The organism is Streptomyces sp. NPDC001678 (assembly GCF_042892945.1).
Classification (GTDB): Bacteria; Actinomycetota; Actinomycetes; order Streptomycetales; family Streptomycetaceae; genus Streptomyces.
Genome location: NZ_JBIAUP010000008.1, coordinates 116,308 through 142,647, shown reverse-complemented (window position 1 = coordinate 142,647; position 26,340 = coordinate 116,308). Strand labels below are relative to the sequence as shown.

At 72.3% G+C, this 26,340-nt stretch carries 21 protein-coding genes; 10 read left to right on the top strand and 11 right to left on the bottom strand.

The window, feature by feature from the left end; all coding sequences use genetic code 11:
• Positions 1 to 43: 43 nt before the first annotated feature.
• The 6 genes from ACFYZR_RS18865 (at position 44) to ACFYZR_RS18840 (ending at position 8,486) form a co-directional block, all read left to right on the top strand.
• Positions 44 to 1,099 carry a hypothetical protein gene (locus ACFYZR_RS18865; protein ID WP_391911572.1) on the top strand — a complete coding sequence of 352 codons (1,056 nt, stop codon included), beginning with the start codon at positions 44 to 46 and terminating at the stop codon, positions 1,097 to 1,099.
• A 281-nt stretch (positions 1,100 to 1,380) separates the two neighbouring features.
• Positions 1,381 to 2,988 (top strand): glycosyltransferase family 2 protein, encoded by a 1,608-nt coding sequence (locus ACFYZR_RS18860; protein WP_391911570.1) that lies wholly within the window; start codon positions 1,381 to 1,383, stop codon positions 2,986 to 2,988.
• Entirely contained in the window at positions 2,985 to 4,001 is a 1,017-nt protein-coding gene (locus ACFYZR_RS18855) for a glycoside hydrolase family 26 protein (RefSeq protein ID WP_391911568.1), read from the top strand. The genes ACFYZR_RS18860 and ACFYZR_RS18855 overlap by 4 nt, the downstream gene beginning before the upstream one ends.
• Positions 3,998 to 5,980, top strand: coding sequence for a glycosyltransferase family 39 protein (locus ACFYZR_RS18850; RefSeq protein WP_391911567.1), 1,983 nt, complete (start codon positions 3,998 to 4,000; stop codon positions 5,978 to 5,980). The genes ACFYZR_RS18855 and ACFYZR_RS18850 overlap by 4 nt, the downstream gene beginning before the upstream one ends.
• 164 nt (positions 5,981 to 6,144) lie before the next feature.
• Entirely contained in the window at positions 6,145 to 7,488 is a 1,344-nt protein-coding gene (locus tag ACFYZR_RS18845) for a UDP-glucose dehydrogenase family protein (protein WP_391911565.1), read from the top strand.
• 83 nt (positions 7,489 to 7,571) lie between these two features.
• Positions 7,572 to 8,486: a UTP--glucose-1-phosphate uridylyltransferase gene (locus ACFYZR_RS18840; RefSeq protein ID WP_391911563.1), complete on the top strand. Its 915-nt coding sequence runs from the start codon at positions 7,572 to 7,574 to the stop codon at positions 8,484 to 8,486.
• Positions 8,487 to 8,561: 75 nt separating this feature from the next.
• On the opposite strand, the gene ACFYZR_RS18835 is transcribed toward ACFYZR_RS18840, so the two are convergent.
• The 5 genes from ACFYZR_RS18835 to ACFYZR_RS18815 all read right to left on the bottom strand — a co-directional run bounded on the left by ACFYZR_RS18835 (position 8,562) and on the right by ACFYZR_RS18815 (position 15,092).
• Positions 8,562 to 10,688, bottom strand: a complete 2,127-nt coding sequence (locus ACFYZR_RS18835; protein WP_391911561.1) for a 3-hydroxyacyl-CoA dehydrogenase NAD-binding domain-containing protein — start codon at positions 10,686 to 10,688, stop codon at positions 8,562 to 8,564.
• Positions 10,685 to 11,905, bottom strand: a complete 1,221-nt coding sequence (locus ACFYZR_RS18830; protein ID WP_391911559.1) for a thiolase family protein — start codon at positions 11,903 to 11,905, stop codon at positions 10,685 to 10,687. Before ACFYZR_RS18830 ends, ACFYZR_RS18835 begins: the two co-directional genes overlap by 4 nt.
• A 225-nt stretch (positions 11,906 to 12,130) precedes the next feature.
• Entirely contained in the window at positions 12,131 to 13,408 is a 1,278-nt protein-coding gene (locus ACFYZR_RS18825) for an HRDC domain-containing protein (RefSeq protein WP_391911557.1), read from the bottom strand.
• Between the two features lie 81 nt (positions 13,409 to 13,489).
• Positions 13,490 to 14,149, bottom strand: a complete 660-nt coding sequence (locus ACFYZR_RS18820; RefSeq protein WP_126916532.1) for a response regulator transcription factor — start codon at positions 14,147 to 14,149, stop codon at positions 13,490 to 13,492.
• Positions 14,150 to 14,429: 280 nt separating this feature from the next.
• The gene (locus ACFYZR_RS18815) at positions 14,430 to 15,092 is read right to left on the bottom strand and encodes a DUF3000 domain-containing protein (RefSeq protein ID WP_361698887.1); all 663 of its coding nucleotides are present in this window, start codon (positions 15,090 to 15,092) and stop codon (positions 14,430 to 14,432) included.
• A gap of 91 nt (positions 15,093 to 15,183) precedes the next feature.
• Between ACFYZR_RS18815 and hemE the strand changes: the two genes are divergently transcribed.
• Both hemE and ACFYZR_RS18805 read left to right on the top strand, forming a co-directional pair.
• Positions 15,184 to 16,248 (top strand): uroporphyrinogen decarboxylase, encoded by a 1,065-nt coding sequence (gene hemE / locus ACFYZR_RS18810; RefSeq protein WP_391911554.1) that lies wholly within the window; start codon positions 15,184 to 15,186, stop codon positions 16,246 to 16,248.
• A 66-nt stretch (positions 16,249 to 16,314) separates the two neighbouring features.
• Positions 16,315 to 17,799 carry a hypothetical protein gene (locus tag ACFYZR_RS18805; RefSeq protein WP_391911552.1) on the top strand — a complete coding sequence of 495 codons (1,485 nt, stop codon included), beginning with the start codon at positions 16,315 to 16,317 and terminating at the stop codon, positions 17,797 to 17,799.
• A 12-nt stretch (positions 17,800 to 17,811) separates the two neighbouring features.
• Here ACFYZR_RS18805 and pcaG read toward each other — a convergent pair whose 3' ends face one another.
• The 3 genes from pcaG to ACFYZR_RS18790 form a co-directional block, all read right to left on the bottom strand.
• The gene (gene pcaG, locus ACFYZR_RS18800; protein WP_391911550.1) at positions 17,812 to 18,357 is read right to left on the bottom strand and encodes a protocatechuate 3,4-dioxygenase subunit alpha; all 546 of its coding nucleotides are present in this window, start codon (positions 18,355 to 18,357) and stop codon (positions 17,812 to 17,814) included.
• Positions 18,357 to 19,067 (bottom strand): protocatechuate 3,4-dioxygenase subunit beta, encoded by a 711-nt coding sequence (gene pcaH / locus ACFYZR_RS18795; RefSeq protein ID WP_391911548.1) that lies wholly within the window; start codon positions 19,065 to 19,067, stop codon positions 18,357 to 18,359. Before pcaH ends, pcaG begins: the two co-directional genes overlap by 1 nt.
• Positions 19,068 to 19,132: 65 nt before the next feature.
• Positions 19,133 to 20,326: a thiolase family protein gene (locus tag ACFYZR_RS18790; protein WP_391911546.1), complete on the bottom strand. Its 1,194-nt coding sequence runs from the start codon at positions 20,324 to 20,326 to the stop codon at positions 19,133 to 19,135.
• A gap of 147 nt (positions 20,327 to 20,473) precedes the next feature.
• On the opposite strand from ACFYZR_RS18790, the gene hemG reads away from it, so the two are divergent.
• Positions 20,474 to 21,925 (top strand): protoporphyrinogen oxidase, encoded by a 1,452-nt coding sequence (gene hemG / locus ACFYZR_RS18785; protein WP_391911544.1) that lies wholly within the window; start codon positions 20,474 to 20,476, stop codon positions 21,923 to 21,925.
• 10 nt (positions 21,926 to 21,935) lie between these two features.
• Positions 21,936 to 22,661: a hydrogen peroxide-dependent heme synthase gene (hemQ, locus tag ACFYZR_RS18780; RefSeq protein WP_391911542.1), complete on the top strand. Its 726-nt coding sequence runs from the start codon at positions 21,936 to 21,938 to the stop codon at positions 22,659 to 22,661.
• An 81-nt stretch (positions 22,662 to 22,742) separates the two neighbouring features.
• On the opposite strand, the gene ACFYZR_RS18775 is transcribed toward hemQ, so the two are convergent.
• From ACFYZR_RS18775 to ACFYZR_RS18765, 3 genes are all read right to left on the bottom strand, one after another.
• Positions 22,743 to 24,302, bottom strand: a complete 1,560-nt coding sequence (locus ACFYZR_RS18775) for an alpha/beta hydrolase (RefSeq protein WP_391911872.1) — start codon at positions 24,300 to 24,302, stop codon at positions 22,743 to 22,745.
• Between the two features lie 124 nt (positions 24,303 to 24,426).
• Positions 24,427 to 25,491, bottom strand: coding sequence for a DUF1996 domain-containing protein (locus ACFYZR_RS18770; protein ID WP_391911540.1), 1,065 nt, complete (start codon positions 25,489 to 25,491; stop codon positions 24,427 to 24,429).
• A 6-nt stretch (positions 25,492 to 25,497) separates the two neighbouring features.
• Positions 25,498 to 26,325 (bottom strand): DUF4142 domain-containing protein, encoded by an 828-nt coding sequence (locus tag ACFYZR_RS18765; RefSeq protein WP_391911538.1) that lies wholly within the window; start codon positions 26,323 to 26,325, stop codon positions 25,498 to 25,500.
• Positions 26,326 to 26,340 lie beyond the last annotated feature (15 nt).

Here is a 26,340-nt window from a genome sequence, read left to right as displayed (position 1 = left end):
CAAAATCGGTAAAGGCTTTCCAAGAGAGGCTGGTCAGCGAGTCATGGCAGTGCGCACGGCCACCACCACCGGCTGGTTGCTGCGGGGTAACGACGGCCGGCTGACGGCCTACGCCCCGGTCCCGGGCGGTCTCCTCCGCTGGACCGAGGACCGCCCCGGCGGCCCCGCATGGACGGGCCCCGAGCGGCTGGACGTGCCGGGGCTGGAGCCGTACCTCTCCATAACCCGGAGCGCCGAGGGCTATGTGTACCTCGCCGGGCTCCGCCGCCGCCCCCACGACGACGGCCGCGCCGAGACCGACGTGATCTACGCGACGCAGTTCCAGTCGGGCCGCGCCATGACGCAGTGGCGGTCCATCGGCACGCCCCACGGCGGCGACTGGGAGAAGGCCGGACGGATCGGCTTCCCCGTGGCGGCCGTCGACGGCGTCGGCCTCCACCTCTACTTCCGCAACGCCGGCCGCGGCATCAGCGGCCGCCGCCAGGACGCCCGGGGCGTCTGGGGCCCGTGGCTGGACCTCGCCGGCAGCAAGGTCGTCGAGTCGGGGTCCGCGGCCGTCTCCGCCGACGGGCACGTCGAGCTCGTCGCGCCCGCGCCGGACCACGTCCTGCGCTGGCGCCAGGAGGAGCCCGGCGGGCCGCTGAAGCGGACGCCCGACACGGCGGTGAAGTCCCTGCCGGGCTCCTTCTCCTCGGTCCCGGCCGGCGAGGGGCGCGTCGCGCACTTCTGGCGGACCGAGGGCGACTCGGTGCTCCACGCGCGCCGCGGTGAGGGTTCGCCCGTCGCGCTGGCCGCGCTCGGCGGCGACGGCAGCGGGCCGGTGGCCGCGCTGCGCACGGTGCTCGGCGGCCGCGAGCGCACGGTCCTGGCCCAGCGGGCGGACTCCGGGCGCGTGGCGGTGGCCGTGTACGACGGGGACGGGGCCGTCGACGCCTCGTGGTCCGACGCGGGCGAGGAGTGCGCGGGGGCCCCCGCGCTGGCGTCCGACGCCCAGGGCCGGGTCGTGGTGGCCGTCATCGGCCCGGACGGCGGGCTGCGGGTCGCACGGCAGCGCGGTGCGGGACCGGAGCTGGAACTCGGCCCCTGGGCATGGGTGTAGGAAGGACCGCCGTCCGGCCGGACGGCACCGAGGTCCATGCGAAGGGCCGGGCGGACAAGAGCACTTGTCCGCCCGGCCCTTCGGCGTATTCGGAGCTTCCCCCTCCGTGCCGGAGCAATCGATCCATGAAACATGCAGGGTGAAATCAACCACATGTGACCACCCCTTTGGCCGTTCTTTACCCGGTATATACTTTCGCTGCCCATTGATCGCGGGTCGATCGGTGTGTCCAAAAGTTTCCGGGGTGGGGTTGTCGGGCCGTACGGCTCGGGGGAGTTTGCATGAGTTCAGTTCAGCCCGCCCGTCCGGGCGGGCATCGGGCGCGCTCCGGCGGCCGTCGTCGCGCGGGACGTGGCGGCGTCGTGCACGGCGGGCTGTTGCCGCAGCCGCCGACGGAGCGCGAGAAGTATTCGTATGCGAAGCGCCATCTGTGGGTGCTGACCGTCAGCTCACTCATCAGTTTCTGCTGTCTTGTGCTGAGTCAGTTCAAGCTGGCCGCTTCGACGCCGCTGTTGTGGATCTATGTGCCGCTGCTGGTCTTCACGGTCGTCTACTACCTGATATCGCTCCGGGTGAACGCCTTCGCCCGCGACTTCGACATCAAGGCGCACCGGCGACTGGTCCGCGAATGGCGGCCGGAGGAATATCCGTCGGTCGACGTCTTCCTTCCCGTGTGCGGCGAACCCATCGAGGTGCTGCACAACACCTGGACGCATGTGCGCGCGCTGGCCGACCGGTACCCCGGTGTCTGCGTGCCCTTCGTCATGGACGACGCCGCGGACCCCGGGCTGAAGGCCATGGCGGCCGACTTCGGCTTCCGCTACGGCACCCGCCCGAACCGCGGCTGGTTCAAGAAGGCGGGCAACATGCACTTCGGCTACGGCCAGTCGGACGGAAAGTACATCCTCATCCTCGACGCCGACTTCGCGCCGCGCTCCGATCTGCTGGAAGAACTTCTTCCGTATATGGAGAACGATGACCGGATCGGTATCGTCCAGTCACCCCAGTACTTCCGTGTGCTCGATTCGCAGAACTGGATCGAGCGGGGCGCGGGAGCGGTCCAGGAACTCTTCTACCGGTCCGTCCAGGTATCCCGGCAGGGCAGTGACGGCGCGATCTGTGTCGGCAGCTGCGCGGTGTACCGGCGAGCGGCCCTCGATACCAACGGCGGCACCACGCTCATCGAGCACTCCGAGGACGTGCACACCGGGTTCGATCTCCGGGGGCTCGGCTGGGACCTCAGGTATGTTCCCGTCGCCGTATCGACCGGTGTCTGCCCGGATTCCGCGGGAGCCTTTTTCAACCAGCAGTACCGCTGGTGTTCGGGGTCCATGAGCCTGATGTCCAGCAGGAAATTCTGGAAGGCGAAGATCCGGTTGTCCAGCCGGCTCTGCTATCTCTCCGGATTCTTCTACTACATCCACACGGCGCTCTTCACCTTCGCGGCCCCGGTCATCCCCGTCGTGCTGCTGCTCGCGATGCCGGACAAGCTGAAGGTCGAGCACCTGCTGCTCGTCCTCCCCAGCATCCTCTACACCACGATCATCTTCCCGATGTGGCACAAGGCCCCCTATCGCCTGGAGGCCTGGGCCGCCCGCATGATGTACGGCTGGGCGCACACCTTCGCCATCTGGGACATCCTGCGCAAGAACCGCATGGGCTGGCAGCCCACCGGATCCTCCGGCGCGAAGAAGAACAAGACGCGGCGCTTCTGGATCGGCATGTGGGTGTGGAGCGGCGGCACCGCCGTCATCTGGGTCGGCGCGGCGGTGTGGCGCATGTTCACCATGTACGCCCCCGACTTCGCCCTGATCCTGTCCACCGGCCTCTTCTACGCCCTGGTCGTCGGCCGGGTCCTCGTCCAGCCCCGAGCGGAGCAGACCGCATGAGCGCCGTGAAGAAGCGTGTGACGGCGTCCGTCGCCCTGCTCTGCTCCGCCACCGCCGTCGTCCTGACCGGCTGCTCCTCGCTGAGCTCCGCCGAGGAGCGGCGGAGCGAGTCCGGCGGCCGGGCGGCGACCCGGCAGGCGTCCCCCGAGGCGCCCCGGCTGTTCGACCTCCGTTCCCTGATCAGCCCGAAGAAGAAGTACTTCGGCGCCGCGGTGGAAGGGGCGCCGAGTTCCATGGCCCCTGTGGCGAAATATGGGCAGATGGTGGGCAAAAAGCCCAACCTGCTGGAGTACTACGCGGCCTGGGGCGACGGTTTCAACACCCAAGGCGTGCGCAACGCCTGGGCGGAGGGGGCCCTGACGGTCCTCTCCTGGGAACCGGCCGACACCCCCATCGCCGATATCGCCGACGGCAAGTCCGACGCCTACGTCAAGGAATTCGCCGAAGCCGCGCGGAAGCTCAACATCCCGATCGTCATCAGCTTCGCCGACGAGATGAACGGTCACTGGGAGAAGTGGGGCACCAAGCACGTCAAGCCGGAGGACTACGTCCGGGCCTGGAAGCGCGTCCACGACGTCTTCGCGGACGCCGGCGCCGGCAATGTGATCTGGGCGTGGTCCCCGAACATCGTCAACCCGGTGCGGAACGTCGACATCGCCGACTACTACCCGGGCGACGGATACGTCGACTGGGTGGGCATGGTCGGCTACTTCACCACGTTCGAGCCCAACACCTTCGACGGCGTCTTCGGGCTCACCATCAAGAAGATCCGGACCTTCACCGACAAGCCCCTGCTCATCCTGGAGACCGCGGCGGAACCGGGTGAGCGACGCCTGACCAGCGTGCGGAGCCTCCTCGAAGGGGTCAAGGGCCACGACGACATCGTCGGATTCGTCTGGTTCGACTACCGCAAGCGCAGCGACTGGCGGTTGTCGGTCAGCCCGCTGGCGCTGGCCGAGTTCAAACGACTCGCGGCCGATGACACCTTCGGCTTCGACGTGCGGAAACCATGATGGAGCCTTCGATCAACGACCCCCAGGCACGTGGCCACCGGGTGCCCGAGCAGCCGGCCGGGTACACGCCCGGACACGACGACCCCTACTACGACATGGGCTGGACCGGCGGCCAGGTGACCGGCCCCGAACACCAGGCGTTCGATCCCTACGGCGCCCAGGGCTACGACCCCTATGGCGCCCCGGGGACCGACCCCTACGCGCCGGGCCACGCCGCGGCGTACCCGGTGCCCCCCACCGGGCTCGCCGCCCCGGCCCCCGGGACGTACCCGGCGCCGTACCCCGCTCCCCACCAGGAGCAGCCGTACGCACAGCACACGGCACAGGCGCGGGTGCCCGAGACGCAGGAGCCGGCGCCCTGGCCCCCGGACACCGACCGGCCGGGCGCCGACGCCGAAGCCGCCGACGCCGAAGCCGCTGCCGACGACGAACCGGGCTACCACATACCCCCCACCCCGGACGCGGGCTGGGACATGGCCCACAGCCGCCGCCGCGGCTGGGTCAGCCGGGCCGTGCTGCTGTGCGTCCTCGCCATCCAGGCGGTGCTCTCGCTACGGCTGGGCAACACCGCCTTCCAGGACGAGGCGCTGTACCTGCGGGCGGGGCACTCGGAGCTCGACCACCTCCTCCACGGCACCGAACTGCCCACCGACTACGACGCGTTCTTCTCCGGCTCGGCCGTGCTCCACCCCGTCCTGGCCGCGCTCGTGGACTCCGCCTTCGGGCTGGCCGGGGCCCGGGCGCTGAGCCTCGCCCTGATGCTGGGCACCACGGCCCTGCTCTACTCCTTCACCCGGCGGATGTTCAACGAGCGGGTGGCACTGGGGGCAGCGGCGCTGTTCGCGGTGACGCAGTCCACCATCGTGCTGGGCAACTTCGCGACGTACGACGCCGCGGCGCTCTTCCTGCTCGCGCTGGCCGCCTGGATCGTCGTGCGCACCGACCGCCGGCCCGTCGCCGTCGTGCTGCTCGCGGCGCCCGTGGCGGCCCTGGCCGTCGGGGTCAAGTACGCGTCCGGGCTGTACCTGCCCACGCTCGTCGTGCTGGCCGTGCTCACCGCGTGGCCGCACCACGGCAGGCGGTCCCTGTGGCGCGGCGCGCTGCTGGCCGTGGCCGCCGCCGGGATCGTCGGCGCGGGCCTGCTGACCACCGACGTGCTCTCGGGCATCGAGACGACCACCACCGGCCGCGAGCACGGCACGGAGAGCGCCCTCGCCCTCCTGCGGCGGTCGCTGGCGTGGGGCGGACTGCTGTTCGCCACCGCCTGCCTGGGCGCCTTCTCCTACGCGCGGCGCGGGCGCATGAACGAATCGCCCCGCTCCCTGAGCCTGAGCGGGCCGGGCCCGCGCTGGCGCTTCCTGGTCGGCGTCCTGCTGTGCGGCACCGCCGTACTGGCACCCGCCTACCAGATGTACCTGGGCACGGGCGTGTCGCTGTTCAAGCACGTGGGATTCGGCCTGCTCTTCGCGGCGCCCATGGCGGGCATCGGGGTGAGCCGCCTGGTCGGCGCCCACTTCCGCTACCCGCAACTGGGCATCCTGCTCTGGGTGGTGATGCTCTGCGCGGGCCTCGCCCAGTCGACCTGGCGGTTCGGCGTCTGGCCGGACTCCACGCAGCTGATCAGGACGATCGAGCCCGAGGTGAACGCCAAGGGCCGCTACCTCAGCGCGACGTCCGAGGTCCCCGCGTACTACCTCCGTGAGAAGACGAGCGCGCGGCAGTGGTTCGGCACCTACTCCTTCGACTACAAGGACGCGCGCGGCGCCGTCCACACCGGCAGGGACGGGTACAAGCGGGCGCTCGACGACGGCTGGTTCGACCTGGTGGTGCTCGACGGGGTGGCCACCGGCGCCACCGGTGAGACCGAGGCCTTCATCGCCGAGCGGCTCAAGGGCAGCGCGCACTACCGCCTGCTGGCCACGATCCCCTTCGAACACTCCGGCGGGACCGGAATCTACCGGGTCTGGGCCAAGCGCTGAGCGCTCCGCGGGGAGTCCGGTACGTCGTCTGCGGGTGCGTCGTGGCTGGTCGCGCCCACGCGGCGGAGCCGCACGACGCATCCTTCCCGCGCCCCTTCGGGGCACTTCGCCAGGCCCGCTCAGCCCACTCCGCAGCCCACCGCACATCACTACAAGGAGAGGCCGTGTCCTTGCGGCTCACTGTCATCGGCACCGGCTACCTCGGTGCCACCCACGCCGTCTGCATGGCGGAACTCGGGCACGAGGTGCTCGGGGTGGACGTCGACCCGGAGAAGATCGCCGCCCTGCGCGCCGGGCGGGTGCCCTTCTACGAGCCGGAGCTCGCCGGGCTGCTGGCGAAGCACACGGCGTCGGGCCGGCTGCGCTTCACCACCTCCTACGAGGAGGCCGCGGACTTCGGACAGGTGCACTTCTCCTGCGTCGGCACGCCGCAGCGCCCCGGCTCCGACGCCGCCGACCTCCGTTACGTGGACGCCGTCGTCGAGGCCCTCGGCCCGCACCTGAGGAAGCCCGCGCTGGTCGTCGGGAAGTCCACCGTGCCGGTCGGCACGGCCGACCGGCTGGCCCGGCGCCTCGCCGAGCTGGCCCCGGCCGGAGCGGCGGCCGAGCTCGCCTGGAACCCGGAGTTCCTGCGCGAGGGCTTCGCGGTGCGCGACACCCTGCGGCCCGACCGGCTGGTCCTCGGCGTCCGGTCCGCCGCGGCCGAGTCGCTGCTGCGCGAGGTCTACGCACCCGTCATCGCCGCCGGGACCCCCGTGATCACCGCCGACTTCGCCACGGCCGAACTGGTCAAGACGGCCGCCAACGCCTTCCTCGCCACCAAGATCTCCTTCATCAACGCGATGGCGGAGCTGTGCGAGGCCGCGGACGCCGACGTGTCCGTACTGGCCCGCGCCATCGGCCACGACGAGCGCATCGGCGCCCGGTTCCTGCGCGCCGGGGTCGGCTTCGGCGGAGGCTGTCTGCCGAAGGACATCCGCGCGTTCGCCGCGCGCGCCGAGGAACTGGGCACCGGCCGCTCCCTGGCCTTCCTCCGCGAGGTCGACGCGATCAACACGCGCAGGCGCGAGCGCGCCGTCGACCTGGCCCGCGAGCTGTGCGGCGGCTCCTTGCAGGGGAAGCGGGTCGGCGTGCTGGGCGCCGCCTTCAAGCCGGACTCCGACGACATCCGCGACTCGCCGGCCCTGGACATCGCCGCCCGGATCCACCTCGACGGAGCGGACGTGACCGTCCACGACCCGAAGGCGATGGACAACGCGCGCAAGTCGCACCCCCAGCTCGGCCACGCCCTGTCGGCCGCGGACGCCGTCCGCGACGCGGACGTGGTGCTCCACCTGACCGAGTGGAGCGAGTACCGGGACCTGGACCCGGCGCGGCTCCGCCCCCTGGCCCGCCACGCCCGGATCCTCGACGGGCGGGGCGCCCTGGACGCGGCCCGCTGGACCGCGGCGGGCTGGAGCTTCCACGCCCTCGGCCGGGCCACCGGGACGCCCGGGAACACCCTTTGAACCACACCCCGCAGACCGCGCCGCCGGCAGGACACCCCCCGGCGGCCGCACAGGAAAGGACCGGCCGCAGGCCACGCCCCGACATGCAGACACCCGCCACCCCGCCCATGACCAAGGCCGTCATCCCCGCCGCGGGCCTCGGCACGCGCTTCCTGCCGGCCACCAAGGCCACGCCCAAGGAGATGCTGCCCGTCGTCGACAAGCCCGCCATCCAGTACGTCGTGGAGGAAGCGGCCGCCGTCGGCCTCACCGACGTACTGATGATCACCGGGCGCAACAAGCGGGCCCTGGAGGACCACTTCGACCGGGCCCACGAGCTGGAGACCGTGCTGGAGGCCAAGGGCGACGAGCGGCGCCTCGCGCTCGTCCGGGAGTCCAGCGCGCTGGCCACGGTGCACTACGCCCGCCAGGGCGACCCGCTGGGGCTGGGGCACGCGGTGCTGGCCGCCGAGGCCCACGTCGGGCCGAACCCCTTCGCGGTGCTCCTCGGCGACGACCTGATCGACCCCCGTGACCCGCTGCTCGCCCGGATGATCGAGGTGCGCGAGCGGCACGGCGGCAGCGTCGTCGCGCTCACCGAGGTGCCCGAGGACCGCATCCACCTCTACGGCTGCGCCGTGGTGGAGCCGACGGAGGAGGCCGACGCGCCCCGGATCACCGGACTGGTGGAGAAGCCCGCGCCCGGCACCGCCCCGAGCCGCTACGCGGTCATCGGACGGTATGTGCTCGACCCGGCCGTCTTCGAGGTCCTGCGGCACACCGCGCCCGGCCGCGGCGGGGAGATCCAGCTCACCGACGCCCTCCACGAGCTGGCGACCACCGGCGTCGGCGGCCCGGTGCACGGCGTCGTCTTCCGGGGGCGCCGCTACGACACCGGTGACCGGGCCGACTACCTGAAGGCCACCGTGCGGCTGGCCTGCGAACGCTCCGACCTCGGGCCGGACTTCCGCGCCTGGCTGCGGGAGTTCGCGACGACGGAGCTGCCCCCGGCACAGTGACCGGCCGACAGCCGAAGGGCCGCGCGGGCGGGGGAACCCCTGCCCGCGCGGCCCTTTTCGGCGCCGTGCCCGGGACTACGCCGGGACGCTCGCCACGCCCTGCGGCAGGAAGCGGCGGCCGATGACGCGCTCGGAGATGCCCTCACGGTCCAGGTACGGCGTGACGCCGCCCAGGTGGAAGGGCCAGCCGGCACCGGTGATCAGGCACAGGTCGATGTCCTGCGCCTCGGCGACGACGCCCTCGTCCAGCATCAGGCCGATCTCCTGGGCGACGGCCTCCAGGACGCGCGCCCGGACCTGCTCCTCCGTCAGGACCGTGTCGCCCTGCACCAGAAGGGCGGCGACCTCCGGGTCCAGCTCCGGCTTGCCGGAGTCGTAGACGTAGAAGCCGCGCTTGCCGGCCTTGACCACGGCGGCCAGGTTCGGCGAGACCTTGAAGCGGTCGGGGAAGGCGGCGGCCAGCGTCTCGGAGACGTGGAGACCGATCGCCGGGCCGACCAGCTCCAGCAGCACCAGCGGCGACATCGGCAGACCGAGCGGCTCGACGGCCTTCTCCGCCACCGCGACCGGCGTGCCCTCGTCGATGACGTTCTGGATCTCGCCCATGAAGCGGACCAGGATGCGGTTGACGACGAACGCCGGGGCGTCCTTCACCAGCACCGCCGTCTTCTTCAGCTTCTTGGCGACACCGAACGCCGTGGCCAGCGCCGCGTCGTCGGTCCGCTCGCCGCGCACGATCTCCAGCAGCGGAAGGATCGCGACGGGGTTGAAGAAGTGGAAGCCGACGACCCGCTCGGGGTGCTTCAGCTTCGACGCCATCTCGGTGACCGAGAGGGAGGAGGTGTTGGTCGCCAGGATCGCGTGCTCGGGCACGACCGCCTCGAGCTCGGCGAACACCTGCTGCTTGACGCCCATCTCCTCGAAGACGGCCTCGATGACGAAGTCCGCGTCGCCGAAGGCGGCGGCCTTGTCCAGCGATCCGGTCACCGAGGCCTTCAGGCGGTTGGCCTTGTCCTGGTTGATACGGCCCTTGAGGAGCAGCTTGTCGATCTCGCCGTGGACATAGGCGACGCCCTTGTCCACGCGCTCCTGGTCGATGTCGGTCAGGACGACCGGCACCTCCAGGCGGCGGAGGAACAGCAGCGCCAGCTGGGACGCCATCAGACCGGCGCCCACGACACCGACCTTGTTCACCGGGCGCGCGAGCGACCGGTCCGGGGCGCCGACGGGGCGCTTGCCGCGCTTCTGCACCAGGTTGAAGGCGTAGATGCCGCTGCGCAGCTCGCCGCCCATGATCAGGTCCGCGAGGGCCTGGTCCTCGGCGTCGAAGCCCTGACGCAGGTCGCCGTTCTTGGCGGCGGCCATGATGTCCAGCGCCCGGTAGGCGGCCGGGGCGGCGCCGTGCACCTTGGAGTCGGCGAAGGCACGGCCGCGCTCGATGGCCTGGTCCCAGGCCTCGCCGCGGTCGACCTCGGCGCGGATGACCTCGGTCTCGCCCTTGAGGACGGAGGCCGTCCACAGCAGCGACTGCTCCAGGAAGTCCGCGCCCTCGAAGAGGGCGTCGGCGATGCCCAGGTCGAGGACCTGCTTGGCGCGCAGCTGCTTGTTCTGGTTCAGCGAGTTCTCGATGATCACCGAGACCGCGCGGTCCGCGCCGATGAGGTTCGGCAGCAGGGCGCAGCCGCCCCAGCCGGGCACCAGGCCGAGGAAGACCTCGGGCAGCGAGAACGCCGGGATCGCCTTGGACACCGTGCGGTAGGTGCAGTGCAGACCGACCTCGACGCCGCCGCCCATCGCGGCGCCGTTGTAGTACGCGAAGGTCGGGACCGCCAGCGCCGACAGCCGCTTGAAGACGTCGTGGCCGCCCTTGCCGATGGCCAGGGCCTCCTCGTGCTTCTTCAGCAGCTCGACGCCCTTGAGGTCGGCGCCGACGGCGAAGATGAACGGCTTGCCGGTGATGCCGACGCCGGTGATCTTGCCGTCCGCGGCCTCCGCCTCGACCTGGTCGATCGCCGCGTCGAGGTTGGCCAGCGACTGCGGGCCGAAGGTGGTCGGCTTGGTGTGGTCCAGGCCGTTGTCCAGCGTGATGAGCGCGAAGCGCCCCGCGCCGGGCAGGTCGAGGTGGCGCACGTGCGCCTGGGTCACGACCTCGTCGGGGAACAGCTCGGCCGCGCCCTTGAGGAGCTCAGTGGTGGTGCTCACTTGTCGCCTCCGTCGAAGTGCGGGTTCTCCCAGATGACCGTTCCGCCCATGCCGAAGCCCACGCACATCGACGTGATGCCGTAGCGGACGTGCGGCTGCTCCTCGAACTGGCGGGCCAGCTGCGTCATCAGCCGGACGCCGGAGGAGGCCAGCGGGTGGCCGAACGCGATGGCGCCGCCGTACTGGTTGACGCGCGGGTCGTCGTCCGCGATGCCGTAGTGGTCCAGGAGCGAGAGCACCTGGACGGCGAAGGCCTCGTTGATCTCGAACAGGCCGATGTCGGCGATCGTCAGACCGGCCTTGGCCAGGGCCTTCTCGGTGGCCGGGACCGGGCCGATGCCCATGACCTCGGGCTCCACACCGGCGAAGGCGTAGGAGACCAGGCGCATCTTGACCGGCAGGCCCAGCTCGCGCGCCACGTCCTCGGCGGCGATCAGCGAGGCGGTGGCACCGTCGTTGAGACCGGCCGCGTTGCCCGCGGTGACCCGGCCGTGCGGACGGAACGGCGTCTTCAGGCCCGCCAGGTTCTCCAGCGTGGTGCCCGGGCGCATCGGCTCGTCGGCGGTGGCCAGGCCCCAGCCGGTCTCCCCGCCCTCGGGCGAGGTGCGGCGGACGGAGATCGGCACCAGGTCGGCCTGGATCTTGCCGTCGGCGTACGCCTTGGCGGCCTTCTCCTGGCTGCGCACCGCGTACTCGTCGGCGCGCTGCTTGGTGATGTGCGGGAGGCGGTCGTGGAGGTTCTCCGCCGTCATGCCCATGAAGAGGGCCGACTCGTCGACCAGCTTCTCCGACACGAAGCGGGGGTTGGGGTCGACGCCCTCGCCCATGGGGTGACGGCCCATGTGCTCGACGCCGCCGGCGAGGGCGATGTCGTAGGCACCGAGGGCGACGCCGCCGGAGACCGAGGTCACGGCGGTCATGGCACCGGCGCACATACGGTCGATGGAGTAGCCCGGCACGGACTGCGGGAGGCCCGCGAGAATGCCGGCCGTACGGCCGAGCGTCAGCCCCTGGTCGCCGATCTGCGTGGTCGCGGCGATGGCGACCTCGTCGATACGGGCGGGGTCGAGGTCCGGGTTGCGGCGCAGCAGCTCCCGGATGCACTTGACGACCAGGTCGTCGGCGCGGGTCTCGTGGTAGATGCCCTTCGGGCCCGCCTTGCCGAACGGGGTGCGGACGCCGTCGACGAAGACGACGTCCCTAGCGGTACGAGGCACGTTGGCTCTCCTCCAGGTGCGGATCGCTGCGCGCGGGCATGCCGAGACGGCTCCGCCGCGGTGCGGGCTGACACCCGTCATGCTACTTGCGGGTAACCATGCTGCCCAGACCCCTGGGCGGGAGCGGCGAAGGTCACATTCCGTCCCGGGGCTCCGCCCCGGACCCCGGTCCTCAAACGCCGGACGGGCTGGATGAATCCAGCCCGTCCGTGGGTGTGTGTGATGTCAGGCCGTGGCCTCCGTCAGCGCCTTCACCAGCGCCGGCGTCACCTGGTCCACCTGCCAGGCGCGTGCGCCGTGGGCCGTGAGGGCCTCGGCGACGGACTCCACGGTGGGGTGCCTCGGCGGCTCCCAGCACAGCCGGCGCACCGTGTCCGGGGTGATCAGGTTCTCCTGGGGCATGGTGAGCCGCTCGGCGATCTCGGAGACCGCGGTGCGCGCCGCGGCGAGCCGGGCGGCGGCCAGCGGGTCCTTGTCCGCCCAGGCGCGCGGCGGGGGCGGGCCGGTCAGCGGCTGGCCGGGCTGCGGGAGCTCGGCTTCCGGGATGCCCTTGGCCCGGTCGATCGCGGACTGCCACTGCTCCAGCTGCTTGCGGCTCATCCGGTGCCCGAAGCCGGGCAGCGCGGCGAGCGCGTGGGTGTTGGGCGGGATGTTGAGCGCGGCCTCGATGATCGCGCCGTCGCCGAGCACCTTGCCGGGCGAGACGTCGCGTCGCTGGGCCACGTGGTCGCGGGTGGTCCACAGCTCCCGGACCACGGCCATCTGCCGGCGGCGGCGGACCTTGTGCATCCCGGACGTGCGCCGCCAGGGGTCCTTGCGCGGCGGCGGGGGCGGGGCGGCGGCGATGGCGTCGAACTCCTCGTGGGCCCACTCCAGCTTCCCCTGCCGGGACAGCTCCGTCTCCAGCGCGTCGCGGAGGTCGACCAGGAGCTCCACGTCCAGCGCGGCGTAGCGCAGCCAGGGCTCGGGCAGCGGGCGGGTGGACCAGTCGACGGCGGAGTGGCCCTTCTCCAGGGCGTAGCCGAGGACGTTCTCGACCATCGCGCCGAGCCCGACCCGGGCGAAGCCGGCGAGCCGGCCCGCCAGCTCGGTGTCGAAGAGCCGCGACGGGGTCATCCCTATCTCGCGCAGGCACGGCAGGTCCTGGGTGGCTGCGTGGAGCACCCATTCGGCGTCGCCGATGGCTTCGCCGAGGGCGGACAGGTCAGGGCAGCCGACCGGGTCGATCAGCGCCGTGCCGGCGCCCTCGCGGCGCAGCTGGACGAGGTAGGCGCGCTGGCCGTAGCGGTAGCCGGAGGCCCGCTCGGCGTCCACGGCGACGGGCCCGGTGCCCGCGGCGAAGGCCGCGACGACCCGGGCCAGGGCGTCGGCGTCGGCGACGACCGGGGGCATGCCTTCGCGTGGCTCCAGCAGGGGGATCGGCGCCGAATCGACGTCGTCCGGGGGGCCGCCCCCGGTGGTTCGCAGTGTCGTGTCTTCTGCGGTCTCTTGGGCGTCGGTCACTGGTCAAGGGTATCTGTGTATGGCAAGCGCCCGTCGCCGGAACGTTCCGGCGACGGGCGCGGCGGGGATTTCGGGGGGCGCTCAGTGGATGATGCCGGTGCGCAGGGCGACGGCCACCATTCCGGCGCGGTCCCCGGTGCCGAGTTTGCGGGCGATCCGGGCGAGGTGGCTCTTGACGGTGAGTGCCGAGAGCCCCATCGAGACGCCGATGGCCTTGTTGGACTGGCCCTCCGCAACCAGCCGCAGCACCTCCACCTCGCGTCCGGACAGCTCGCGGTAGCCACCCGGGTGGCCTGGGGCGCCGGGGGGCCGGCGCTGCATCCGGGCGGCGGCGGAGCCGATGGGGGCGGCCCCGGGACGGCCGGGGATGCCGAGGTTCGTACGGGTTCCGGTGACGACATAGCCTTTGACGCCGCCCGCGAGGGCGTTGCGCACGGCGCCGATGTCGTCGGCGGCGGACAGGGCCAGACCGTTGGGCCAGCCCGCGGCGCGGGTCTCGGAGAGCAGCGTCAGGCCGGAGCCGTCCGGGAGGTGGACGTCGGCCACGCAGATGTCGCGGGGGTTGCCGATGCGCGGCCGGGCCTCCGCGATGGACGAGGCCTCGATCACGTCGCGTACGCCCAGCGCCCACAGATGGCGGGTGACGGTGGAGCGGACCCGGGGGTCGGCGACGACGACCATGGCCGTGGGTTTGTTCGGGCGGTAGGCGAGGCTAGCGGGTTGCTCGAGGAGAACGGACACCAGGCCTCCAGTGGGGGGAGTGGCGGGACGGTGCCGACTTTGGGGATAAGCCGGGGCGATCCGTATGGGAAGGGTCACAAGCTCCTTCGGCAATGAAACGGCCCGGCTTTAGGGAATGATCACGAATTGATGAGTAACAATTCGGGCAATTGAGACGATTGCCCGATCGATTCGACGGTTTCCCCAGCCGGAATCATGACCGGATAACCCACCACCCTTGACCGAAAACAGCTGGTCAAGGGTGGTTCGTCAGGACTCGGCCACCGACCGGCGGCCCCCGTCAGCGGCTGCTGTGCGGCCCCCGGCGCTGCGGCAGCGACACGATGCCCGCCTCGGGCGCGCCCCCCGGCGGCAGCCCCGCGATCTGGCACAGCAGGTCGCACCATGCCGACAGATGCGCCGCCGTGTCCGGCACCGCCCGCTCGGCACCCGCCGGCCCCTTCGCGGGGGCCGGCGACCACGACGCCCGGATCTCGATCCGGGTCGACGGCTCCCGCTCCCGCAGCCCCCCGAAGTAGTGCGAGCCGGCGCGCGTCACCGTGCCGCTGATCGCCGCGTACGGCACCCGGCGCGCCTCCAGCGCCCCCGTCAGCCAGGACCAGCACACCTCCGGCAGCAGCGGGTCCGCCGCCATCTCCGGCTCCAGCTCCGCGTGCACCAGCGTCACCAGCCGGAACGTGCCGCCCCAGGCGTCGTGCCCCGCCGGATCGTGCAGCAGGATCAGCCGCCCGTCCGCCAGCTCCTGGTCGTCCACGACGACCGCCGCCTCCAGCGCGTACGAGTACGGGGCGAGCCGCTGGGGCGGTGGTGTCGCGTCCAGCTCGATCTCGGGCCGCAGGCGTACCCCTTGCAGCCCGGCGACCGCCTGCCGGAAGACGGACGGGGTGCCCTCCCCATCCGCGTCGTCCGGACCGTCCGAGAGGTGTCCCTGAGCCGCAGCCATGCCCGGAAGACTAGGCGGAAGGACCCGCTGTTCCGGGTAGGGACACCCACACGGGCGGGTCACTCGTTCGGCCCGTGCGAAGATTTGGGGCATGAGTGAGCGCAGCCAGCAGCAGACCGGCCGCACCGCGGCACATGATTCGGCGTTCCTGAAGGCGTGCCGCCGTGAGCCGGTGCCCCACACCCCTGTGTGGTTCATGCGGCAGGCGGGCCGCTCGCTCCCCGAGTACCGCAAGGTGCGCGAGGGCATCCCCATGCTCGAGTCCTGCATGCGGCCCGACCTCGTCACCGAGATCACCCTCCAGCCGGTCCGCCGGCACGGCGTCGACGCCGCGATCTTCTTCAGCGACATCGTGGTGCCGCTGAAGGCCATCGGCGTCGACCTCGACATCAAGCCCGGCGTCGGCCCGGTCGTCGCCGAGCCCGTCCGCACCCGCGCCGACCTGGAGCGGCTGCGCGCCCTCGACCCCTCCGACGTCCCCTACGTCACCGAGGCCATCGGCATGCTCACCGCCGAGCTGGGCACCACGCCCCTCATCGGCTTCGCCGGCGCGCCCTTCACCCTGGCCAGCTACCTCATCGAGGGCGGCCCGTCGCGGACGTACGAGAACACCAAGGCCATGATGTACGGCGACCCGCAGCTGTGGGCCGACCTGGTCGACCGCCTCGCGGACATCACCGCGGCCTTCCTGCGCGTCCAGATCGAGGCCGGCGCGAGCGCCGTCCAGCTCTTCGACTCCTGGGCGGGCGCCCTCGCCCCCGCCGACTACCGGCGCTACGTCATGCCCGCCTCCCGCAAGGTCTTCGACGCCGTCGCCGGCTACGACGTGCCGCGCATCCACTTCGGCGTGGGCACGGGCGAGCTGCTGGGCCTGATGGGCGAGGCCGGCGCGGACGTCGTCGGCGTCGACTGGCGCGTCTCCCTGGACGAGGCCGTCCGGCGGGTGGGCCCCGGCAAGGCCCTCCAGGGGAACCTGGACCCGACGGTGCTCTTCGCGCCGCGCGAGGCGGTCGAGGCGAAGACGGACGAGGTGCTGGCGGCCGCGCGCGGGCTCGAGGGGCACGTCTTCAACCTCGGGCACGGCGTCATGCCCACGACGGACCCGGACGCGCTCACGCGGCTTGTCACGTACGTGCACGAGCGCACGGCGCGCTAGCCGACCGCCCCCCGGAGCGGTCCCTCCCCGGATGCGCGTCCGGGACGGGGCCGCGATCGTGGCGGCATGGAGTACCGCCCTTTCGTCGTCGTGCACGCCCCGGACGACCGCGGGCTGCGGGCCGTGAGTGTCCGGGGGAAGGTCGTCGGCAAGGCCTGGTCCCGTCGTGAGCTGCTCCGGTTGCTGCGCCGGGCGGGGCTGCCCAAGGATCCGGATCTCGACGACCGGGCCCGGGTTCTCTGGCTCGAAGACCCGGACTGCTGGCCGGACCGCCCATGGAGACGACGGGCTGAGGGAGCCGTCATGGTCCTCGGGCTGGGGGCGTCCGCCGCCGTGCTCTTCAGAGTCGGAGCGGTGGACGTCTTCCAGGCGCTGGCCTATGGATGGCGGGTCCTGGGAATCGTGCTGCTGCTCGCGGCGCTGGCCGAGGTGATCGGCATCGTGGCCGTCTTCGACTACTGGGGCAAGCGGTCGGTGAGGTACTCCGGGGAAGGAGTGCTGCTCGGTGTCATCACCGTCACGGCCACGACCTTCATGTTCCTGATCGTGCAGATCCAGGGCGGCGACTACACCCCGTACCTGTGGCTATGGGTCTTCCTGCTTCTCTGGTGCGGCTGGGCTTTCCGGGCGCTGAGCCGGCGGAAGGCCTGGCGGAGCGTCCCGCACCCCAGGCGCTTCGCCGTCGGTGTCGTCGTCTCGGCGGCCGTCGGTGCCGCCAGTGCGTCGTACTCCGCGATGTACGTGCCGTACGCGACGCCGGTCAATGTCCCGTTCGCCACGTCGTTCGGCACGCCGGTGCTGAATGCCCGACGCACCGTCCTCCATGTCCCGGCACATGTCACTTTCCGGAACTCCGGATCGATCACCATCTATGTGGTGGGGACTCTCTGGTCGGTCAGTGGCCTGCCCAGCACATTCGTGAATCAGGGCAATGGGGTGAGCGACTGGAAGAACGACCTGACACATGGGAACTCCACCTTGCGCCATGAGCGCTTCTCACCGTCCCGCATGCTCGGGACAGGGGTCTTCGTCGACGCGGGCTCCCGGCTCGACCCCGGCGACGATTTCAGCCAGGACTTCACCGTGCAAGTGCCCTTGAGCGCGGATTTGGGGAGGGTCAGAGTCCAAGCGCAGGTTTCGTACATCAGGGCCGACAGATGCAAGCTTGGCAACAGCTACGCGAGCTCGATCCAGTACTCCTGGAACCCGGACTCCCCCAAACACGAACACGTTCGCGATGCCCCGGACTGGGTCGCCGCCCCCGGTGACGAGTTCTTCCGCTACGAGTCAAGGCTCTACCACAGCAGTGAGGTCCTCAACATCACCCGCGCACCCGACTACGCGGCGATGTGGTGGGTGCTGCCGAAGTGGAATGACCAGGCAGGATTCGCCAAAGGGGACACGGACCCGTACATGACGGTCGACATTTCGCGGGCCCCCGAGGGCAAGGAAACGCTGTCCGAGTCCGAACAGGAGCCCTATGGAATGAAGACCATGTGGTCGGGCACCGACCAGACCGTGGACCAGCTGCTGAAGAAGGCCGGGAAGTGACTGCCGGCCGCGCTAGACAGGCCCGCCGAACTCCAGGAACACCGTCTCCGCTTCCCCCCGCAGCCGCACGTCGAAGCGGTACGACCGGTGTCCCGCCGGATCGGGGGCGGCCAGCAGGGTCGCCCGGCGCTCCGGTGGGAGGCCGGCGAGCAGCGCGTCGTTCTCCGGCGCCCGGAAGTACACCCGCGTGAACAGATGCCGCGGCAGCCCCCGCACGAACAGGCACAGCGCCAGATACGGCACCCCCTCCGGCGGCGGCAGCGTCCGCAGCGCGTAGTGGCCGTCGCCGCCCGTGGGGACGCGGGCGAAGCCCGTGAAGCGCGCCCCGTCGCGGTGGAGGCTGCCGGGGGAGCCGGTGAGGGAGCCGTCCGGGGCCGCCTGCCAGAACTCCAGGAGCGCGTCCGGCACCGGCACGCCCTCGCCGTCGAGGACCCGGCCGTGGACGGTGATCGCCTCGGGGTGGCCGGCGGGGGCGGCGTCGGGGCCGCCCGGGAAGGGCAGGGCCGTGCCGTAGAAGGGCCCGATGGTCTGCGAGGGCGTGGCGTGCGACGACGGCATCAGTGACGGCCCTCCTCGGTCCGGGTGGCGGCGGGGCCGTCCAGGACGATGTCCCAGCGGTAGCCGAGCGTGGACGCCGCCGGGTCGTTCAGCCCGGGGTCGTAGGCGGCGATCAGCCGTCGCCGGGCGGCCGGGTCGGCGACGGAGTGCCACACCCCGTCGTGGGGGAGGAGCGGGTCGCCGGGGAAGTACATCTGGGTGACCAGGCGCTGGGTGAAGGCCGTGCCGAAGAGCGAGAAGTGCACATGCGGCGGGCGCAAGACGTTCGCGTCCGGGAAGACCGGATAGGCGCCGGGCCGGATCGTGGTGAAGCGGTAGCGGCCCTCGTCGTCGGTCAGGCAGCGGCCGGTGCCGGTGAAGTTCGGGTCGAGCGGCGCCGGGTGGCGGTCGAGCCGGTGGGTGTAGCGGCCGGCGGCGTTGGCCTGCCACACCTCCACCAGCTGGCCCCGCACGGGGCGCCCCCGGCCGTCCACGATCCGGCCGGAGACCGTGATGCGCTCGCCGATCGGCTCACCGGGGTGCTGCCGCGTCAGATCGGCGTCCAGCGGGCTCACATCGGCCGCCCCGAACACGGGCCCGGTCAGCTCGACGGCGCCCGGGGAGAGCGCGAGCGGTACGAGCGGCTGCCGGGGATGGCGTTCGGCGGGGCCCAGGTAGGGCTCGGGGGCAGGTGTCGTCGTCTCTTCGCGTAACGCTTCGGGCGCTGCCATGGCCATGGCCTACCCCGGTCCGGCGGCGGTGATCCCCGCGTCCCCGCCGGACCGGCGATTGTCGGTCAGCGTTCGAGGACCAGCGCCTGCCCCTGGCCGACGCCGACGCACAGCGCCGCCAGCCCCGTCCCCGACCCGGCCGCCGCGAGGGCGTGGGCGACCGAGCCCGTCAGCCGGGCGCCCGAGCAGCCCAGGGGGTGGCCGACGGCGATCGCCCCGCCGCGCCGGTTGACGACGGCGGGGTCCAGCCCGGGCCACTCCGCGAGGCACCCCAGGGCCTGGGCGGCGAACGCCTCGTTCAGCTCGAAGTCCGTCACGTCCGCGAATGTGCGGCCCGCCTTCGCGAGCGCCCGGCGCACCGCCTCGACGGGGCCGAGGCCGTAGAGGTCCGGTTCGACGCCGGTGACCGCCGTCGCCCGGATCCGCGCCAGCGGTTCGCGGCCGCTCGTGCGCAGCCCCTCCTCGTCGCAGAGCAGCAGCGCCGCCGCGCCGTCGTTGAGCGGGGAGGAGTTGCCCGCGGTGACCGTGCCGCCGGACTTCCGGAAGGCGGGCTTCAGCGCGGCGAGCGCCTCCGCCGAGGTGCTGTCGCGGATCGATTCGTCCCGGGCGAGGGCCACCCCGTCCAGGGGCACGACCTCGGCGTCGTAGCGGCCGTCCCGCCACGCCTCGGCCGCCTTGCGGTGGCTGGCGAGCGCGAAGGCGTCCTGCTCCTCGCGGGTGATGCCGTGCTTGTCGGCGATCAGCTCGGCGCCCTCGCCGAGCGAGACCGTCCACTGCGGCGGCATGGCCGGATTGGTCATCCGCCAGCCCAGCGTCGTCGAGTACAGCTCCTGGTGGCCGGCCGGGAACGCCCGTTCCGGCTTGGGCAGCACCCAGGGGGCGCGGCTCATCGACTCCACCCCGCCCGCGATCACCACGGACGCGTCGCCCAGGGCGACGGCCCGGTACGCCTGGACGACGGCCTCCATGCCGGAGGCGCACAGCCGGTTGACGGTCGCGCCGGGCACGGAGACGGGCAGCCCGGCGAGCAGGACCGCCATGCGGGCCACATTGCGGTTCTCCTCTCCCGCGCCGTTGGCGTTGCCCAGCACCACGTCGTCGACGCGGGCCGGGTCCAGGTCGGGGGACCGGTCCACCAGGGCGCGCACGACGTGTGCGGCCAGATCGTCGGGGCGTACGGAGGCGAGGGCGCCGCCGTACTTCCCGACCGGGGTGCGGACGGCGTCGACGATGTACACATCCCGGATGCGGTCGTTCATGGGGTCTCCGTAAACGTTCGTGGCGGGTGGGACGGTCGTTGTTGCGCGCGAGTCTCGGCCCGCTCCCGATCACTGTCAATGCCCGGTCCCGATCACTGTCAACGGGGTGCCGAACGGCCGGGAAGGGCGGTTTGAGACAGTGGAGCCATGAGCGCAGCGCACACTCCCTCGCGGCATGTGGTGGTCATCGGCGGCGGTATCTCCGGCCTGGCGGCGGCCCTGCGGCTGCTGGAGGGCGGGGCGCGCGTGACGGTCCTGGAGGCCTCCGGGCGCGTCGGCGGGAAGCTGCTCGCGGGCGAGATCGCGGGCGCCCCCGTGGACCTGGGCGCCGAGTCGGTGCTCGCGCGCCGCCCCGAGGCCGTGGACCTGGCCCGCGCGGCCGGCCTCGGCGACCGGCTGGCGCCGCCCGCCGCCACGGCGTCGCTGTGGACCCGCGGTGAGCTGCGGCCCCTGCCCAAGGGCCACATGATGGGCGTCCCCGGCGACCTCGCCGAGGTGGCCGCCTCCGGCGTCCTGTCCGCCGAGGGCCTGGCCCGGGTCGCCAAGGACGAGGAGCTGCCGCCCACCGAGCTCGGCGAGGACGTCGCCATCGGCGCCTACGTCGCCGAGCGGATGGGCCACGAGGTCGTCGACCGGCTGGTCGAGCCGCTGCTCGGCGGCGTCTACGCGGGCGACGCCTACCGCATCTCCCTGCGGACCGCCGTCCCCCAGCTCTTCGAGGCGGCGCGCGCGCACGGCACCCTGACCGCGGCCGTACGGGCGCTCCAGGAGCGGGCGGCCGCCGCGCCGCAGCGGTCGGGGCCGGTCTTCATGGGCATCGAGGGCGGCATCGGCCTGCTGCCGGGCGCCGTCGCGGACGCGGTGCGGGCGAAGGGCGGCACGGTCCGCACCGGAGCGCCCGTCGTCGCCGTCGGGCGCTCCGGCGCCGGCTGGCGGGTCGAGCTGGCGGACGAGGTCCTGGCGGCGGACGGCGTCGTCGTCGCCACCCCCGCGCCCGACGCGGCCCGGATCGTCGCCGTCGCGGCGCGGGCCGCGGGCGCCGGTGGCGCCGCGGCGGAGCTCGCCGGCGTCGAGTACGCCTCCATGGCCCTGGTCACCATGGCCTTCCGCCGCTCCGACGTGGTGGGGCTGCTGCACGGCAGCGGTTTCCTCGTGCCGCCCGTCGACGACCGCAAGATCAAGGCGTCCACGTTCTCCAGCAACAAGTGGCGCTGGAACGCCGACTCCGCCCCGGACCTCTTTGTGCTGCGTACCTCGATCGGGCGGTTTGGCGACGAGGAGGATCTGAAGCGCGAGGATTCCGAGCTGGTATCGATGTCGCTGAAGGACCTTGGTGACGCCGTCGGCCTCACGGCGGCACCGGTGGAGACACGGGTGACCCGCTGGCACGGCGGGCTGCCGCAGTACCCGGTGGGCCACCTCACCCGGGTCGCCCGCATCCGCGAGGAGGTCTCCCGCCTGCCCGGCCTGCGCGTCTGCGGGGCCGCCTACGACGGTGTGGGCATCCCCGCCTGTATCGCGAGCGGCCGGCGCGCCGCCGACGAGGTCCTGGCGGGGCTCACGCCGACCCTGACGGAAGGCGCCGGCGGCGGCGAGTGAGAATAGGGACATGACTGACGCCTCTGACGCCCCTGTGAAGATCCCGAACGCCGGCAAGAAGGCCAAGGACCTCAACGAGGTCATCCGCTACACCCTCTGGTCGGTGTTCAAGCTGCGCGACGTGCTGCCGCAGGACCGCGCCGGCTGGGCCGAGGAGGTCGAGGAGCTCTTCGCCCAGCTGGCGGAGAAGGACGTCACGGTGCGCGGCACCTACGACCTGTCGGGTCTGCGGGCCGACGCCGACGTGATGATCTGGTGGCACTCCGAGACCTCGGACGCCCTCCAGGACGCGTACAACCGCTTCCGCCGCACCAAGCTGGGCCGCGCGCTGGAGCCGGTCTGGTCGAACATGGCGCTGCACCGGCCCGCCGAGTTCAACAAGTCGCACATCCCGGCGTTCCTCGCCGACGAGACGCCGCGCGACTACGTCAGCGTCTACCCGTTCGTGCGCTCCTACGACTGGTACCTGCTGCCCGACGAGGACCGCCGTCGCATGCTCGCCGACCACGGCAAGATGGCGCGCGGCTACCCCGACGTCCGGGCCAACACGGTCGCCTCGTTCTCGCTGGGCGACTACGAGTGGATCCTCGCCTTCGAGGCGAACGACCTGTACCGCATCGTCGACCTGATGCGTCACCTGCGGGCCTCCGAGGCGCGGATGCACGTGCGGGAGGAAGTCCCGTTCTACACGGGTCGCCGCAAGGACGTGGCCGACCTGGTGGCCGGGCTCGCCTGAACCCGATGACGAAAGCCGGGCCGGCCGTCGGTCGGCCGGCCCGGCTTTCGCCGTGCGTCAGGTCGTCACGTCGTTACGTCGTCACGTCGTCGCACGCGGCTCCGGGCGGGGCGCGCAGTAGACGCGGCGGGCGGGGACCTCGCCCGTCAGCAGGTACGTCTCCAGGTAGCGGTTGACGCAGGTGTTGGGCCCGCCGCCGATGCCGTGGGTGCCCGCCTCCCGCTCGGTGACCAGGGACGAGCCCGGGAGCCGCTTCTGGAGCTCCAGCGCGCCCTTGTACGGGGTGGCCGCGTCCCGCTCGGCGGCCAGCAGCAGCGTGGGCGGCAGACCGGACTTCCGGCCGATCCTGACGTCGAGCGGCTTCTGCCGGGGCCCCTGCCAGTAGGCGCACGGCAGGTTCATGAAGGCGTTGCTCCACGTCTCGAACGGCGCCCGCTCGGCGAGCTTGGTGTTGTCGCGGTCCCACACCTCCCAGGAGTTCGGCCAGGGGGTGTCGTTGCACTCGACGGCCGTGTAGACGGCGTTCTCGTTCTCGGCCGACCGCGCGCCCGCCTCGCCGCCGCCGGCCACCGTGAGCAGTGGCTTGTCGTCGCCCTGGAGGTACGCGGAGAGGACCTGCGCGGCGCTCGCCCAGAAGCTGTCGGTGTAGCCGGCCTTGAGGAAGATCCCCTGGAGCTGGCCGGGGCCGACCCTGCCGCCGGCGGCCCGGCGGGTCAGCGCGCGGACCGCCTTCTCGTAGGAGGCCAGCACCTCCTGGGGGGTGCGTCCCAGGTGGTAGACGGCGTGGTGCCGGGCGGCCCAGCGGCGCCAGTCGGCCCAGCGGCGGTCGAAGGCGGCGGACTGCTCCAGGTTGTTGCCGTACCAGACCTTGCGGGGGTCGGGGTTGACGACGCTGTCGAAGACCATGCGGCGTACGTGCGTGGGGAAGAGCGTGGCGTAGAGGGCGCCGAAGTAGGTGCCGTAGGAGGCGCCCACGTACGTCAGCTTCCGCTCGCCGAGCGCGGCCCGCAGGACGTCGAGGTCCCGGGCGTTGTTGACGCTGGTGAAGTGGCGCAGGTCGGCGCCGTTGCGGCGGGCGCATCCCTGGGCGTAGGCCTTGGCCTTCTTGACCTGCTCCTTCTTGTACGCCTCGGTGGGGTGCTCGGGCGCCTGGGTGGGGCCCTTGCCGAAGCCCGCCGGGTTCACGCAGGACAGCGGCGCGGAGCGGCCCACGCCACGGGGGGCGTAGCCGACCAGGTCGTACTCCTCGGCGACGTTCCGCCACTGGGGGAGGCGGGTGAGCAGCGGGTAGAACATGCCGTTGCCGCCGGGGCCCCCGGGGTTGAAGACGATGGAGCCCTGCCGGTCCTCCTCCCGGCCGAGGGCGCGGGCGCGGCTGACGGTGAGGTTGATCTGTTTGCCGCCCGGGTGGGCGTAGTCCAGGGGCACGGTCACGGTGCCGCACTCGATGGGGGCCGGCAGGCCCTCCGCGGCGGGGCAGTCGTCGAAGTCGACGCCCCGGGCGGCGGCCAGTTTGGCCGCCTGGGCGACGCCGCGGGCCTCGGCCCGCCCGTCCTGGGCATGGGCCGGGGCGGAGGGGAGGCCGGTGAGCCCTGTGAGGACCAGGGATCCGAGGGTTCCGTACAGGGCTGTTGCTCTCAGTGGCACTGGCGCTATCCCTTCATATGTAATGCGGCAAAAGGGATAATTAGGCCAGCAGTTGATGAAGTAAAGCACCGGGGTGCGATGTCGGGTGCGATGCGCCCGAAGAGAGGCCGGTGGCGGCTCAGCCGCAGCGCCGCCCCTCGTTGACGCAGCGCACGACGGTCGCCATCAGCCCGGCGGGCATCGCGTCGGCGAAGTCCGCGTGGTCGGTGACGGGCTTGCGGAGCTGCTCGGGAAAGCTGTCCACGGCGAAGGACGGGCCCCGGGGAACGCTGTAGGTCAGCTCCATGCGCAGCTGCGGCACGGGCGTGAACCCGCGCCCGCAGCGCCCTGTGGCCGCGTCGGGGAAGACCAGGTGCGTCCGGTGCCCGGCGGAGTCGGTGTGCCGCCCGTCCCAGCAGCTGGGGAAGTCCAGCAGCCGTACGACCGAGCTGCCGCGCGGGCAGAGCGGGTACTTGTCGGTGAGGTGCCGGTCGGCGAAACCGGTGCAGCTCCAGCGGGCGCGGGCGTCCTTGGCGTCCTTGGAGCCATTGGCGCCGCCGGCGCCGTTGGTGAAGGCCTTCGCGTCACCGGTGATGGCGCGCAGCCCCTCCGGCATGGCGGTGACCTTGGCCGTGGGGCTGCCGCGGAAGGTGAGGGCCACGCTGTCGGGGGTCAGGACGCGCCCGGAGTTCCCGCCGTCGTCGTTTCCCTCCGGGCCCGGCTCGGTGCCCGTCAGGCGCAGGACGGGCCAGAAGTACGCCGACTTGTCGCCCCGGGCGCAGGTGGTGCCGGCCGCGCGCAGCGAGTCGTCGGTGGAGAAGGCGTCGGTGGAGAGGTTGCCGACGTAGTCGTGGAGGTGGTGGGCGCCGTTGCGCACGCCCGGCGTGACGATGAAGTTGTCGGGGTTGCGGTGGCCGTTCTCGTTGCGGCCGCAGCGGGCGGTGAAGGTCCCGGTGGAGGCGGAGGGCTGGTTCAGGGGCGGGCGCGCGTCGGGGCGGGCGCGGCGGATGTCGGCGAAATCGGCGGGGGAGGGGCCGCCGTGGGCGTGACTGTCAGTGGGGTCTGTCACTCTGGGTGACGGACTCGGATGGGCGGAGGCGCTGCCGGTGACGGCGGCGAAGGCGCCCGCCGAGCCGAGTAACGCGAGCAGTGCGACGAGGATCAGGTGCCGGGCGCCGAGGCGGCGCCGGTGAGCGGCGGTCATGGCGGCTCAGTTCCTTTCGGAGGGCGAGGGAGAGGGTGAGGGTGATGGGGAGTCGGGGGAGGGCGACGGCGCTTCGGGCGAGGGCGGGGACACGGACGAGGACGACGGGGACGGGGACGGAGCCACGGCGGGCGGGGGCGGACCGGTGACGGCGGCACCCGGAGGCGACGGGGCCGGGGCCGGGGTCCCGGACGGCGGCGCGCCCAGCTGCGCCGTGAGGGCGTCGAAGTCGACGAGCCCGGTGTCCTCCAGCACCTTCATGTGGTCCAGGACGGTCGCGTTGGCGTCCTCGGCCAGCTCGCGCACGGCCGCGTTGCGGGTGGCCGCGCGGATCTGCCCGACCAGCGCGAAGACCCGGCCGTGCGCGAGCCGCAGCACATTGGTGAAATCGCGGTCGTATACGGCGCCGTGCGCGGCGTCCAGCCGTGACAGCCAGCCGCGCTGCTCGGCGGTGGGCTGGCTGGGCAGATCGACGCCCAGCCGCGCGGCCACGTCGCGGACATGCCGGTCGAGCGAGGTGTGGCCCTCGACGAGATGCTCGCCCGCCCGTTTCACCGCCGCCGTGCCGCCCCGCTCCATGGCCTGCTGGCCGGCGGGCAGCTCCCAGAGCCCGGCCTGGCGGACCCGGGCGACGAAGTCGCGGTCGGCCGCCGACAGCGGCCCGAAGCGGGTGGACACCGAGCCCGCCGTGAGATCGGCGGCGCCCGCGCCCGGGCCCGCGCGGTCGCGGTACGACCAGACGGGGAAGAGCAGCGCGGCGGCCGTCGCCACCAGGGCGGTGACGACCAGACCGGTGCCGGTGAGGGAACGTACGGCGCCTTTCGGGGATCGCATGGCACCTCCTTGTGC